Here is a 12,436-nt window from a genome sequence, read left to right as displayed (position 1 = left end):
ATCGGCCCGCTCACCCGAACTGTTGAATTCCGAGCCGGATCACCATCACGGTCACCACCACCAGCAGCACCACCCGCACGAACCCGGCGCCGCGCCGCAGCGCGGTGCGCGATCCCAGCACCGACCCGGCGACATTGCATACCGCCATCGCCAACCCGAGCGTCCACCACACGTGCCCGCCGAGCGCGAACAACACCAGCGCCCCGAGATTCGACCCGAAGTTGAGGACCTTCGCCATCGCGGCCGAAGTCACGAACTCACTGCCGAGCATCGCGGCGAACACGACGATGAAGAAGGTGCCCGTGCCGGGACCGAGGATGCCGTCGTAGAACCCGATGACCGCGGCCGCCCCTACGATCACCACCACCATGCGCGGCACGCTGGGCCGGTGGGCCGGGGCGGTTCCGAGCGTCGGACGCGCCGTGACGAACACCGCCACCGACACCAGCACCACCATCACCACGGGAATGAACACATCCGGGTCGATCAGCGAGACCGCCGCCGCACCCGCCGCCGCACACACCGCCGCGACGAGCGCCGCGGGCGCCAGGATCTTCCACTGCAGCCGGATGCGCCGCGCGAAGGTGAGCACCGCCGCGCCGGTGCCGAAGATCGCGGTGAGTTTGTTCGTCGCCAACGCCGCCTGCGGGGTGAGCTGCGGTGCCACGAGGAACAGGGCAGGCAGCAGGATCAGCCCGCCGCCGCCGACCACGGCGTCGACCCACCCGGCGGCCGTGGCCGCCACCAGCAGTACGCCCCAGTCCGCGGCACTCATCCCGCCATTCGATCACGTCGGGAGAAAAATCGCGTACTCGTTCGTTGAGGGGATAACGGCCGCTCATCCCCTGCAGCAGACGAAGCGGCCGGCACCGGAAGGACCGCCATGTACCTGTTGTTGTTCCTCGCCTACGTGGTCGCGGAGATCGCTGTGCTCGCCTGGCTCGGCAGCGCGCTCGGCGCGCTGTCCACCGTGCTGTTGTTCCTGGGTGTGAGCGTGCTCGGCTACGCGGTGCTCGCCTCCCGCGGCCGCCGTGCGCTGCGTGATCTGACGTCGCTGCGCGGTGGCACGACACCGAACCTCGATGTGACACCGGAACGGATGCTCACCGACGGTGCGCTCATCGGTGTCGGTGCCGCCCTCGTGCTGGTGCCCGGGCTGGTCACCAGTGTGCTCGGGATCGTGTTGTTGCTGCCGACCCGCGCGGTGCTGCGCCCGCTGGTGCGCATCGCCGCGGCGCGGCAGGTCGCGCGGCACGGCGCCACCGTGCGGGGGGCCCGCATGGTGGTGGTGGACGGGCAGGTCGTCGAACACACGGTCGTCGGTGCCGATCCGCGGCTGACCGCACCTGCTGCGTCCGACTCGGTGATCGCCGGCGACGGTGTGCTCGAGGGCGAGATCGTCGACACCCCGCCCCGCCGACACCCGTGACGAGGGGGCAGACTGGACTCTCGTGAGTTCAGCACCGCGCACCCGGCTTCTCGTCGGCGGCCGCATCTACAGTTCCTCCGCCCCGGACGCGACCGCGATGGCGGTCACGGACGGACACGTCGTGTGGGTCGGTCAGGACCGTCCGGGGAGGGCATTGCATCCGGATGCGGAGATCGTCGATCTCGACGGGTTGTTCGTCGCACCCGGATTCGTCGACACCCACATGCATGTCACCGCTCAGGGGTTGACGGTCACCGACCGCAACCCGCTCGCGGTGGACCTGGCCGACCTCGGCAGTTGCGCCGAGTTGTTGCGGCGGGTCGCGGAGTTCGCCGCGACCCACGACGACGCCGTCATCTGGGGGCAGGGCTGGGACGAGACCACCTGGCCCGACGATGCACCGACCACCGCGGCGCTCGATGCCGCCGCGCCGGGCCGCGCGGTGTACTTGGCGCGGGTCGACGCGCATTCGGCGGTGGCGTCGACGGCGTTGCGGCGGGCTGTGCAGGCCACCGGGCTCGACGGCTATCACCCCGAGCGGCCGTTGACCGCCGCCGCGCATCACGCGGTGCGCGCGGCCGCGCACGCGGCGCTCACCCCGCAGCAACGCGCCGCGGCGCGCGCCGCGGCCCTCGACGACGCGGCCGCGCACGGGATCGTCGCGGTGCACGAGTGCGGTGGCCCCGACATCTTCGGTGTCGACGACTTCACCGAACTGCTCGCCCTCGACCATCCGGTGCAGGTGCGCGGCTACTGGGGGCAGGCCGTCACCACCGAGGGCCAGGCACGTGCGGTGCTCGCGGACACCGGAGCGCACGCCCTCGGCGGCGACCTGTTCGTCGATGGTGCGTTCGGGTCGCGGACCGCGTGGGTGTCGGAGCCGTATCTCGATGCGCCCGGCTGTTGCGGCCGCACCTACCTCGATGTCGAGGCCATCGCCGCGCATCTGCGGGCCTGTACCGTCGCCGGGGTCCAGGCCGGATTCCACGTGATCGGTGACGCGGCGACGGCAGCGGTGATCGCGGCGATCGAGCAGGTCGCCGCGGATCTCGGTGGGCCCGCCGTTGCGTCGTGCGGGCATCGTCTCGAACATGTCGAGTCGGTGACCGCCGCGCAGGCGCAGGTGCTTGCGCGGTACGGGATCCTCGCGAGCATGCAGCCGGGATTCGATGCGGCGTGGGGTGGGCCGTCGGGAATGTATGCGCAGCGACTCGGTGCCGAACGGGCGGCCGTGCTCAACGATTTCGCGGCGATCGCCGCGACCGGCACGTCGCTGGCGTTCGGGTCGGATGCGCCGGTGACCGCGCCGCGCCCGTGGGCGATGCTGCGCGCGGCAGTGCACCATCGCACCGAGGGCAGCGGTATTTCGCCGCGGGCCGCGTTCGCTGCGGCGACGCGCGGGGCGTGGCGGGCCGGTGGGGTGCGTGACGGTCTGGCGGGCACGTTGGAGCCGGGTGCGCCTGCGTCGTATGCGCTGTGGGAGGCGGGGGAACTGGTGATCAGTGCCCCCAAGGACGGGGTGCAGCGGTGGTCGACGGATCCGCGGTCGCGGGTTGCGCCGCTGCCGGATCTGAGTCCGGGCACCGCCGATCCGGTGCTGGTGCGCAGTGTGCATCGTGGCCGTGTGGTGTACGAGCGGTGAGTGCCGAGCCACAGGATGTGATGCAGCGCAATAGGTTTCGGGCGGGAGCGGGTGCGTCGCTGACCCGGCGGCTGGTGCCGGTGGTGGCACGGTCGGTGGCTGCGGTCGGTGCCGGCGTACTGCTGTTCGCGAGTTTCCCGCCGCGCCCGTTGTGGTTTCTGGCGCCGCTGGGCATCGCGGTCCTGGTTGCGGTGGTGACGGCCCGGCCGATGCGGCGGAGGGCGGGGTTCGGGTACGGCTATCTTGCGGGCCTGGGATTCCTGGTGCCGTTGCTGCCGTGGATCGGGGTGTATGTCGGGCCGTTGCCGTGGTTGGCGTTGGCCGCGGTCGAAGCGTTGTTCATCGGCCTGTTCGGGGCGTTGGCGGTGCATGTGCGGTCCTTGCCTGCGGCACCGGTGTGGATCGCGGCGGCGTGGTCGCTGACCGAGTATGCGCGGTCGTCGGTGCCGTTCGGTGGGTTTCCGTGGGGCCGGTTGGCGTTCGGGCAGCCCGACGGGTTCTTGGTGTGGCTTGCCGTGGTGGGGGGCGCGCCGTTGGTGTCGTTCGCGGTGGCGTTGATCGGCAGTGGCGCGGCCGTGCTCGTGCTCGGGGTGTGGCAGTGTCGGCGTCGCGGCAGGCCGGGTGGTGGTGGTCTGTGGGCGGCAGTCGCGTGGACGGCGCTGGCGCCGCTGGCAGCAGCGGCGGCATGGCCGTTGATCGTCACCCCGGATACCGTTGATTCGGACGGGCGGGAGGTGACGGTCGCGGCGATCCAGGGCAGTGTGCCGCGCCTGGGTCTCGACTTCAACGCGCAACGCAAGGCGGTCCTGGACAACCACGTCGCCCGCACCCTCGAACTCGCCGAGCAGGTGCGTGCCGGTCGGGTCGAGGCTCCGGACGTGGTGATCTGGCCGGAGAATGCGTCCGATATCGATCCGTTGCGCAACGCCGATGCTGCAGCGGACATCACCGCGGCGTCCGCGGCGATCGGTGCCCCGATCCTCGTCGGCGCGGTGCTCGTCAACGGCGACGGCACCACCACCAATTCGGTGATCGTGTGGGACGCGCAGTCCGGCCCGGGGGAGCGGCACGACAAGCGGATCATCCAGCCGTTCGGCGAGTATCTGCCCTATCGGTCGTTCTTCCGGTTGTTCTCCGAATACGCCGACCGGGCCGGGTTCTTCGTGCCGGGAGACGGGGACGGCACGGTCTCGGCCGCGGGTATCACGATCGGGGTGGCCACGTGCTACGAGGTGGCGTTCGATCGGGCGTTTCGTGATTCGGTCGATGCCGGCGCGCAGGTGCTGGCGGTGCCGACGAACAATGCCACCTTCGGCGACACCGAGATGACATATCAGCAGCTGGCGATGTCGCGGGTGCGGGCCGTCGAGCACGGTCGCACCGTGGTGGTCGCCGCGACGAGCGGCGTCAGCGCGGTCGTCGACCCTGACGGTCGGGTGCAGCAACGCACTGCGTTGTTCGAGCCGGCCGCGTTGGTCGCGCACGTGCCTCTGCGGCAAGACGCTACGCTGGCTAGTCGGTTCGGACCCGTCCCGGAGCTCGCGCTCTGTGTCGGGGCCGTGGTCGCTGCCGGCCTCGCACTCGTGCGTGATCGTCGGCGGCGGGATATGCCGGGGTCACAGCCCGACTCCGACACAGCATCAACCCCGGCCGACGGCCGGTTCGACAGGGAGGACCACTGATGGCAGCGGCGACGCCGGCCGGGGACACGAGCGCACCGAGCGCGCGCACCCTGGTGATCATTCCGACGTACAACGAACGCGAGAACATCGGACGGATCGTCGCGCGGCTGCACGCTGCGCTGCCGCACACCCACGTGTTGATCGTCGACGACGGCAGCCCCGATGGCACCGGCGCGTTCGCCGACGAACTCGCGGCTGCCGATCGTGGTCCCGACGGCTCGGGTGGGCGTATCGAGGTGATGCATCGCACCGAGAAGAACGGTCTCGGTGCCGCCTACATCGCCGGTTTCCGGTGGGGCCTGGACCGCGGCTACACCGTGCTCGTGGAAATGGACGCCGACGGCAGTCATGCCCCCGAGCAGCTGCATCTGCTGCTCGAGCGGATCGATGCCGGCGCCGATCTGGTTCTCGGTTCGCGGTATGTGCCGGGCGGCACCGTGGTGAACTGGCCGTGGCATCGGGAGGTGCTCTCGCGCGGCGGGAACATCTATTCGCGTGTGGCGCTCGGGGTGGGCGTCCAGGACATCACCGGTGGTTATCGCGCGTACCGGCGGCATGTGCTCGAAGCGCTCGATCTCGACGCGATCGCCTCGCACGGCTACTGCTTCCAGGTGGATCTGGCCTGGCGGACTCTGCAGGCCGGATTCACGGTCGGTGAGGTGCCGATCACGTTCACCGAGCGGGAGATCGGGGAATCGAAGATGAGCGGCAACATCGTGCAGGAAGCGTTGCTCAAGGTCACGTTGTGGGGGCTCGAGTCGCGGCTGTCGAAGGGGCGGGCGCTGCTCGCGCGGGTGACCGGCCGCTGACCCACAACGCCCTTCGGGTCACGCATCCGGTGCGCGCCGGGTGTGTCTCAGGCCGGATCGAAGGGGCCGCGCGCGACGAGGTCGGCTTCGACCCCGAGATGCCCGCACAACCGGCGGATGGCGGTGCAGTCCTGCACCACCGGCCGCCCGGCGGTCGCAGCGGCGGCATCGGCGAGCATCGCCTGCCCGCCGGGGATCTGCTCGTGCGCCACGATTGCGGCCCAGGTGCTCATGTCGTTGCCGGTGAACGCCTCGATGCCGGCGGCGAGCGCATCGAGTAGGAGTTCACGTTCGGTGGCGTCGAGTTCGTCGAAGATCATCATGAGCAGTTCCCCGGCCAGGGAGCTGTGACACAACTCGTCGCGGCGATGCACGGACACCGTGCTGCGGTTGACCTGCTGCACCGTCTCGTCGCCGATGAACAAGCCCAGATAGGCGCTGATCGAGGTTTCGGCGACGGTGGTGAACGCCAATCGGATCAAGGCCGCATGCCGAGGGTCGAGGGCGTGGGCGATGGCCGCGTCGTGGGCACGGACGGTACGGCAGGGAGGCAGCACCGCGTCGGGCATCGCCCAGCCGCGGCGCCGGCGGGTCAAGGCGTTGGCGTTCTGATGCATCAGTGTGTGGTATTGCTCGTCGACCATCGCCTGGAGCACCCCGACGGTGACCGTGTCGTGCGGGCCGACGCCGAACACGTCCGAGGTGATCAATCCGAATCCGGGATTGACGACGTGCTGTTCGATGTCGATGACGTTCTTGTTGTATGCGATCCAGGCCCAGGACTCGATGCGGGCGCGGTGTTGCTGGTCGAGCGCGAGATAGCGGGGGTGGGTGTGGAACGGGATCATCGTTTCGGGAAAGTCGTGCAGGGCCGGCTCGAACATCGCGTCGAGGTCGGGTTCGGCCTTCTTGACCGCGGCGCGGCGCGGCCACGAGTGGGACAGGCCACGGATCACGGCGCTCTCGACGGGATCGGTCGGGTCGTGGGTGGGCAGTTCCGTAGGGCGGAGCCGGGCGCGCACGGGTTCGGCGGTGGCGGCGTCGGCGTGGGCGAGGGGGACGCCGAAATCGGGATCGATCATCGCGGACCCCCGTTCTCGAGGTCGGATCCGGGTGCTGCGGACGGCAGCGTCGTCAGCAGCTGCCCGCATATCGCACGATACCGGTCGAGCCCGGGTCCGAGGGCGGTACCGGCCCGGGTCATCGCCGCGGCGAATGTGTCGATCCGCTCGGGGTCGGCGGCGGCGTCGAGTTCGTCGAGGGCACCACGCAGGGCGCGGCGGGCCTGCGCCGCGTAGGGGTTGGCCGCCTGGATGTCGTGGTACACCGCGGGGACGCCCGAGGCGACTCGCGCGAGGAGTGCGCGCAGCAGCAGATGCGGGGGCGGGGCGGTGCTCTCGGTGGCCGCCGGCGGATCGAGGGCCTCGAGGGCCAACCCGAATGCGAGGGCGGTCGCGTGGGTCAGGGCTTGGGTGGTGGCGGTGATCCGGTCGTGTTCGTCGGCATCGACCGCGACGACGCGCACCCGTTCGCGGCGCAACACCGCAAGAAATGCTTGCACGGGTGGTCCGGGTCGGTAGACGACGGCGGCGACGGGCCGCCCCGCCATCCCGAGAGACGGAGCGAACATGGGGTTGATGCCCAGGGCCGCACGGTCGGGCAGTCCGTTGTGCACGGCGTCGGCCATGACGGTTTTCACCGACAGGGTGTCGACGAGCAGGGCATCGGGGCGCAGCACGGCCGCGAGGGCGGGAAGCGCGGCGAGAGCAACCGGTTCCGGGACGGCGAGGACGACGGTGGCGGCTGCCCGCAGCGCGGATGCGGCGGCAGGAGTCGGTGCCGTGATGTCGGCACAGAGCGCCTGACGATCCGAATCAGTATGCGCAGCAGCGGGTTCGGTTGCCTGTGCGTCGAGGACGTGGACGGTGTGGCCGGCGCGGCGCAACGCCGCGACGAGCATCGCACCGACGGCCCCGCAACCTCCGGCGACGACGATGGGCCCGGTGAGTGTCGCCGTCACCGGCGGGTTCCGTCTGCCGGCGACGCCACGTCGACGGGGCCGGTTCCGCCGACGCGAGCGGCTCCACCCGTCCCCCCCGCGCCGGGGTCGGCGAGGCAGCGGCGCATCGCGACGGCCTTGACCAGGGTTTCTTCGAGTTCGTCGTCGGGGTCGGAGAGCGCGACGATCGCGCCGCCGATACCGAAGCTGACCTGATGGTCGGTGGCGACCATCGTGCGGATGACGATGGACAGATCCACCGTGCCGGTCAGGGACAGATATCCGAGTGCCCCGGAGTAGACGCCGCGTGGCCCGTCCTCGAGTTTGTCGATGATCTCCATCGTGCGCAGTTTCGGTGCGCCGGTCATCGAGCCGCCCGGGAATGCGGCCCGCACACAGTCCACCGCCGTCCTGTCGGGACGTAGGGTTCCTCGGACGGTGGACACCAATTGGTGTACTGCGGAATAGGTTTCGACGTCGAAGAGGTCGGGGACGTGCACTGATCCTGGGATGCACACCCGGGAAAGATCGTTGCGTACCAGATCGACGATCATCAAGTTCTCGGAGCGGTCCTTCTCGCAGGTGCGCAGATGCTCGCGTAGGAGGTCGTCCTGCGCGGCGGTGGTGCCGCGCGGCCGGGTGCCCTTGATCGGCTTGGACTCGACGACGCGGTCCGGCCCGATCCGCAGGAACCGTTCCGGGGAGGCGCTGAGCACCGCCAGTCCCGGAAAGCGCAGCAACGCACTGTACGGGGTGGGGCTGATGCTGCGCAGGACCCGGTAGGTGCGGAGCGGATCGATGTGCCGGTCGACGGTCGCGGTGTTGGTCAGGCACACCTCGTACGTTTCGCCGCTGCGGATCTCGGCGAGGCACTGGCCGATCAGGTCGAGGTACCGCCGCGGGTCGTGCCGCACCCGGATCTTCTCGTCGCGATCGGCGCGCACCAGCAGCGGCGGCGGGGCGGGCGGCACCGAGTCGGACAGGGTGGCGAGTACCGCGGCGGTCTCGTCGAACCACGCCTCGGTGGCGGTCTCGCCCACCTGCTCGCTGAGCGCGAGCAGGTGGCAGCGCCCGGCCTCGTGGTCGAGGACGACGGCCCGGTCGGCGAACACCATCGCGGCGTCGGCGACGGGGGAGGTGTGCACGAGTTGACCGCCGGCGTCGGCTTTGAGTTCGTAGCCGAGATATCCCACGTAGCCGAGTCCGAACGCGCAGGGCAGGTCGTTGCGGGGCTCGACGCGCCGGTCGGTGAGGCGCCGGTCGAGATGGTCGAAGAACGTGCGGTGATACGAGGCACTGCTGCCGTCCGAACGGTGTTCGCGCACCAGGGTTTCCGCGACGCTGTAGGTGACGAACTCGGCGCGGGGCCCGGAGGCGTCGCCCATGACCGTGAATCGGGACTCCGGTTCGAGTGCGTCACTGCCGTCGAGGAGGAAACTGTGCGGGCCCGCGGCGAACAACGCCTCGTAGACCGCCTGCGGTGCGGGGTGGCAGTCGAGGGTTCGGCTCTCGAGCACGAATCGTGCGGCGGCCGGTGCCGGGGCGGGGGCGGCGGCCCCGTTGCGGGTGGTGCGTGCACGGGTCGTGGTGACGGCACGGAAGTTGTCGAGCAGTTCGAATCCGTAGTCGGTGCCGATCGATTCGGGGTGGAACTGCACGCCGAACAGAGGCCGGTGGCGATGCGCGACGGCCATGAGCAATCCGTCGCCGGTGCGGGCGAGGACCTCGAACTCGCCGGGGACGTCCTCGACGATCAGCGAGTGGTAGCGCACGGCGGTGAAGGGGGACGGGATCCCGGCGAACAGCCCGGTCCCGTTGTGCAGGATGTCGCTCGTGCGACCGTGCACCGGCTCGGGGGCGCGGACCACGGTGCTGCCGAACAGGTGGCACAACCCCTGATGGCCGAGACATACCCCGAGCACGGGGACGTGCAGTTCGGTCAGCGCGCGGGCGCTGATCCCGAAATCGCGTTCGCGGTCCGGGCGGCCGGGGCCGGGGGAGATGACGACGTTGTCGAAGTCGAGGGTGAGGACGTCGTCCCAGGGGGTGTCGTTGGTGACCACGAGCGGGGCGGCGCCGTTGACGCGGGTCAGCAGGCTGTAGAGGTTGTAGGTGAACGAGTCGTAGTTGTCCACGAGCAGTGTGCGGACCGGCGGTGCGGGCGGGTCGGGCTGCGACCTACGGTGCGATGACGACCCAGGGTGCGATGACGACCCAGGGTGCGATGACGACCCAGCGTGGGTCGATCTGGGGTCGGACGGGGACGCAGCCATGACCCGCTCAGCTCCGGCGCTCGGCGGACGCGGTGACGCTCGGATCGCCCCCGGTGGAGGGAGCGCCGTCGGCGACGATGAGGTCCTCGACCCGGCACGCCTCCCCGATCAGCAGGTCGTAGAGTTCGCGCACGAACTCGGCGGACAGCCCGTGACGTTCGGCATAGTCGCGGGCGCGGCGCTGCACGAGCTGCATGCGGCCGGGTTGCAGCACCGCGATGTCGTGCCGTTGTTTCAGTTCGGCGACGCGCGTGCACAGCGCCAGCCGGTCCCGGACGTCGTCGAGCAGTGCCCGGTCGACGCGATCGAGTTCGATGCGCAACGCTTCGAGCGCGGTCTCGGGATCGGTGACGGAGCGGATTTCGCTGCCGGTGACGGTGTTGTTGTCGTTCACGTGTATTCACCCCCCGGGTGCTGCCCGACCGATCATCGTCGGATGATCGGTGCGTGGTGTGAAGGTGGTGCCGCCGAGTGTTCTCGTCCGGCGGGTTCGCCCATAATTGCACGCCGATCCGCACGGCTGCCCGTCATTTGATCTTTTTGTGGCGTGTCTGCGACCTGACGCCGGGCGGGTCCTGGAGAAAAGGAAATGCCGTTGCGGGAAACAATTCCCGCAACGGCATCGCCGGTTGCGCGGGCCCGGGGTGATGACCACCCGTCGGGTCGGTCAGCCGCGCCTCTTGCTCTTGATCAGGTCGAGACGCTCTTTGAGCAGTTCCTCGAGGTCCTCGACCGAGCGACGCTCGAGCAGCATGTCCCAGTGGGTGCGCGGCGGCTTGGTCTTCTTCGGCTCGGGTGCCGCACCCTCGATGAGGGTGCCTTCGAGGCCGTTCTTGCACATCCAGGTACCGGGGATTTCGGCTTCGTCGGCGAACGGCACGTCGAACTCTTCGCCGTTGTCGCAGCGATAGCGTGCCATCCGACGCGGCGCGAGATCGTGGTCACGGTCGGTTTCGTAACTCACCGCCCCGAGTCGGCTGCCTCGCAGTACACGATCTGCCATGGTGGTGTCCTCTCTCGTATTGCTCCGCCCGGTGGGTCCCGGCACCGACGCGGCGTGTGCCGGACGGTACCCACGTCCACACCATGTCAACGTCGGCGGGGCCGAATCCGTTCCCGAACCGGGGACACGGCCGGTCAGCCAGTTTACCGGCACCGGTTCTGCGCTCGGTAACGTGTCGCCCTATGTCCGGACGCGAGCGCAGACCATCGAGCTGTCTGTGGTGTGGGCGACCGGTGCCCGAGATCGGGACGGGTCGCCGCCGTCACTATTGCCGCCGGTCATGCCGGCAACGCGCCTACGAGCAGCGAGTCACCGCGGCGAGCTCGGGTCTGGCAGCCGATGCCGTAGTGCTCTCGGCGGCCGAGGCCGAGGCCCTGACCGATCGGGCGTTCGAGGTGCGGTGTGCCGCCGAGGACGTGGCTACCGCCGTCGACGAAGGTGCCGATCAGGGGGAACTACGTCGGTTGTGCGCCGAACTGGTGGAGTTGGCGCGGGCGGCCGAGCGGCTGCGCTGAGCATCCGGCTGCCCGCGCGGTGCGCTCACACGAAGAATCCGCCCATGGTGTAGATGACCTGGCAGAACGCGCCGTTGACGTACCGGACCGACCCGAACAGTGCAGCCATGACGGGGCCGGGCCCCGGCGCGATGGTGGTGGACAGTTGCGGGACCCCACCGATCCGGTCGTCGAGCGTGGCGACACCGGCCCGGAAGTTCTCCATGTTCATCCACACGAACTTCAGGTCGGCGGCGGCGGGCGGCACGGGGATGGTCGGCTGCACGAACACCTTCATCTCCCCGAATCCGATGTCCGGATCGGCGTGCGGGCCCGGGTGTGCCCAACCGGAGGTCATCGCGAAGGGGGTGAATCCGCCCCCGCAGCCCGGCCCGACCGACGGCGCGGGCGACATGAACGGCTGCGGAATGTTGCGCGGCGGAGGTTCGAGGATCGTCGGGGTGCGGGCGGCGTCGACCAGCCGGTCGAGAGCGCCGACAACGTCCGGCGAGCCCGCGAGCTCGGCGCGCAACTGGTCGACGGGCATTCCGGCGAGCGCCGGATCGGCGGCCGCGTGTGCGGGGGCCGTGACGGCTATCGCTGCGGCGAACAGGACACCGAGTGAGCGGGCGAACCGGCGACGCGACATCGGATGCTCCTTCGTGGGTGTGAGAGTGGTGCGTCAGGCGGGAACAATCGTCGGGTACCGCAAATCGTGGGACAGGTGTGATCCGAGTTTCGAGAATAGGCACCGAGAGCGGGTTTCGTGCGGTTTCCGAATTTGCCGTCGCAAATCGGGCATTTCGCAATCGAATATCGAACGGTGATCGAATCGCGATGAAAAAGTAATGATTCTCGCGGACAAATGGTGCGCGGCCGGTGACCGGTTCGATCCGAATTACCGATCGGTATCGCCACCGGTATCGCCTTCGCTCCCCGTCTCCTTTCTGCGGCGCGAAACCGCACCGGGACGCAACGGATGTGGTCTAGCTTGGGGAGTGCTTCCGATCACTCGGAAGCGAACGCACGACCGGAAAAATGGGGCACCTATGGAGCCACCATGACGCGATGTCGGGGCGCGCCGGTTTCGGCCACATCGCTTCTC

General features: G+C 69.6%; 12 protein-coding genes. 5 read left to right on the top strand and 7 right to left on the bottom strand.

The window, feature by feature from the left end; all coding sequences use genetic code 11:
* Positions 1-10 precede the first annotated feature (10 nt).
* Positions 11-775, bottom strand: a complete 765-nt coding sequence (locus ACSYG9_RS23870) for a TSUP family transporter (RefSeq protein WP_454840230.1) — start codon at positions 773-775, stop codon at positions 11-13.
* Between the two features lie 108 nt (positions 776-883).
* Between ACSYG9_RS23870 and ACSYG9_RS23865 the strand changes: the two genes are divergently transcribed.
* The 4 genes from ACSYG9_RS23865 to ACSYG9_RS23850 are packed head-to-tail and all read left to right on the top strand — an operon-like array spanning position 884 to position 5,562.
* The gene (locus ACSYG9_RS23865; RefSeq protein WP_440124796.1) at positions 884-1,429 is read left to right on the top strand and encodes an FxsA family protein; all 546 of its coding nucleotides are present in this window, start codon (positions 884-886) and stop codon (positions 1,427-1,429) included.
* A gap of 22 nt (positions 1,430-1,451) precedes the next feature.
* Positions 1,452-3,071, top strand: coding sequence for an amidohydrolase (locus tag ACSYG9_RS23860; RefSeq protein WP_454840228.1), 1,620 nt, complete (start codon positions 1,452-1,454; stop codon positions 3,069-3,071).
* A 20-nt stretch (positions 3,072-3,091) separates the two neighbouring features.
* Positions 3,092-4,753: an apolipoprotein N-acyltransferase gene (gene lnt, locus ACSYG9_RS23855; protein ID WP_440127780.1), complete on the top strand. Its 1,662-nt coding sequence runs from the start codon at positions 3,092-3,094 to the stop codon at positions 4,751-4,753.
* On the top strand, positions 4,753-5,562 hold the full coding sequence (locus ACSYG9_RS23850; protein WP_440124794.1) for a glycosyltransferase: 810 nt from the start codon (positions 4,753-4,755) through the stop codon (positions 5,560-5,562). The genes lnt and ACSYG9_RS23850 overlap by 1 nt, the downstream gene beginning before the upstream one ends.
* A 47-nt stretch (positions 5,563-5,609) precedes the next feature.
* On the opposite strand, the gene ACSYG9_RS23845 is transcribed toward ACSYG9_RS23850, so the two are convergent.
* From ACSYG9_RS23845 to ACSYG9_RS23825, 5 genes are all read right to left on the bottom strand, one after another.
* On the bottom strand, positions 5,610-6,644 hold the full coding sequence (locus ACSYG9_RS23845) for an AurF N-oxygenase family protein (RefSeq protein ID WP_454840226.1): 1,035 nt from the start codon (positions 6,642-6,644) through the stop codon (positions 5,610-5,612).
* Positions 6,641-7,582, bottom strand: a complete 942-nt coding sequence (locus ACSYG9_RS23840; RefSeq protein WP_440124792.1) for a prephenate dehydrogenase/arogenate dehydrogenase family protein — start codon at positions 7,580-7,582, stop codon at positions 6,641-6,643. The genes ACSYG9_RS23845 and ACSYG9_RS23840 overlap by 4 nt, the downstream gene beginning before the upstream one ends.
* Positions 7,579-9,696 carry an aminodeoxychorismate synthase component I gene (gene pabB, locus ACSYG9_RS23835; protein ID WP_440124791.1) on the bottom strand — a complete coding sequence of 706 codons (2,118 nt, stop codon included), beginning with the start codon at positions 9,694-9,696 and terminating at the stop codon, positions 7,579-7,581. The genes ACSYG9_RS23840 and pabB overlap by 4 nt, the downstream gene beginning before the upstream one ends.
* 145 nt (positions 9,697-9,841) lie before the next feature.
* Positions 9,842-10,228, bottom strand: coding sequence for a chorismate mutase (locus tag ACSYG9_RS23830; RefSeq protein WP_440124790.1), 387 nt, complete (start codon positions 10,226-10,228; stop codon positions 9,842-9,844).
* Between the two features lie 273 nt (positions 10,229-10,501).
* Positions 10,502-10,837, bottom strand: coding sequence for an RNA polymerase-binding protein RbpA (locus ACSYG9_RS23825; RefSeq protein ID WP_054720842.1), 336 nt, complete (start codon positions 10,835-10,837; stop codon positions 10,502-10,504).
* Between the two features lie 182 nt (positions 10,838-11,019).
* On the opposite strand from ACSYG9_RS23825, the gene ACSYG9_RS23820 reads away from it, so the two are divergent.
* Positions 11,020-11,352, top strand: coding sequence for a hypothetical protein (locus tag ACSYG9_RS23820; RefSeq protein ID WP_440124788.1), 333 nt, complete (start codon positions 11,020-11,022; stop codon positions 11,350-11,352).
* A 25-nt stretch (positions 11,353-11,377) separates the two neighbouring features.
* On the opposite strand, the gene ACSYG9_RS23815 is transcribed toward ACSYG9_RS23820, so the two are convergent.
* Positions 11,378-11,980 carry a hypothetical protein gene (locus ACSYG9_RS23815; protein ID WP_440124787.1) on the bottom strand — a complete coding sequence of 201 codons (603 nt, stop codon included), beginning with the start codon at positions 11,978-11,980 and terminating at the stop codon, positions 11,378-11,380.
* Positions 11,981-12,436: the final 456 nt, after the last annotated feature.

It is taken from the genome of Rhodococcus sp. SJ-2, assembly GCF_053750035.1.
The sequence above is the reverse complement of the archived record's forward strand: the minus strand, read 5'-3'. Positions and strand labels throughout refer to the sequence as shown.

Excerpts from the sequence above, each read along its gene's own strand:
- ACSYG9_RS23870 (WP_454840230.1), bottom strand. The coding sequence starts at position 775 with ATGAGTGCCGCGGACTGGGGCGTACTGCTGGTGGCGGCCACGGCCGCC.
- ACSYG9_RS23865 (WP_440124796.1), top strand. The coding sequence starts at position 884 with ATGTACCTGTTGTTGTTCCTCGCCTACGTGGTCGCGGAGATCGCTGTG.
- lnt (WP_440127780.1), top strand. The coding sequence starts at position 3,092 with ATGCAGCGCAATAGGTTTCGGGCGGGAGCGGGTGCGTCGCTGACCCGG.
- ACSYG9_RS23850 (WP_440124794.1), top strand. The coding sequence starts at position 4,753 with ATGGCAGCGGCGACGCCGGCCGGGGACACGAGCGCACCGAGCGCGCGC.
- ACSYG9_RS23845 (WP_454840226.1), bottom strand. The coding sequence starts at position 6,644 with ATGATCGATCCCGATTTCGGCGTCCCCCTCGCCCACGCCGACGCCGCC.
- ACSYG9_RS23825 (WP_054720842.1), bottom strand. The coding sequence starts at position 10,837 with ATGGCAGATCGTGTACTGCGAGGCAGCCGACTCGGGGCGGTGAGTTAC.
- ACSYG9_RS23820 (WP_440124788.1), top strand. The coding sequence starts at position 11,020 with ATGTCCGGACGCGAGCGCAGACCATCGAGCTGTCTGTGGTGTGGGCGA.
- ACSYG9_RS23815 (WP_440124787.1), bottom strand. The coding sequence starts at position 11,980 with ATGTCGCGTCGCCGGTTCGCCCGCTCACTCGGTGTCCTGTTCGCCGCA.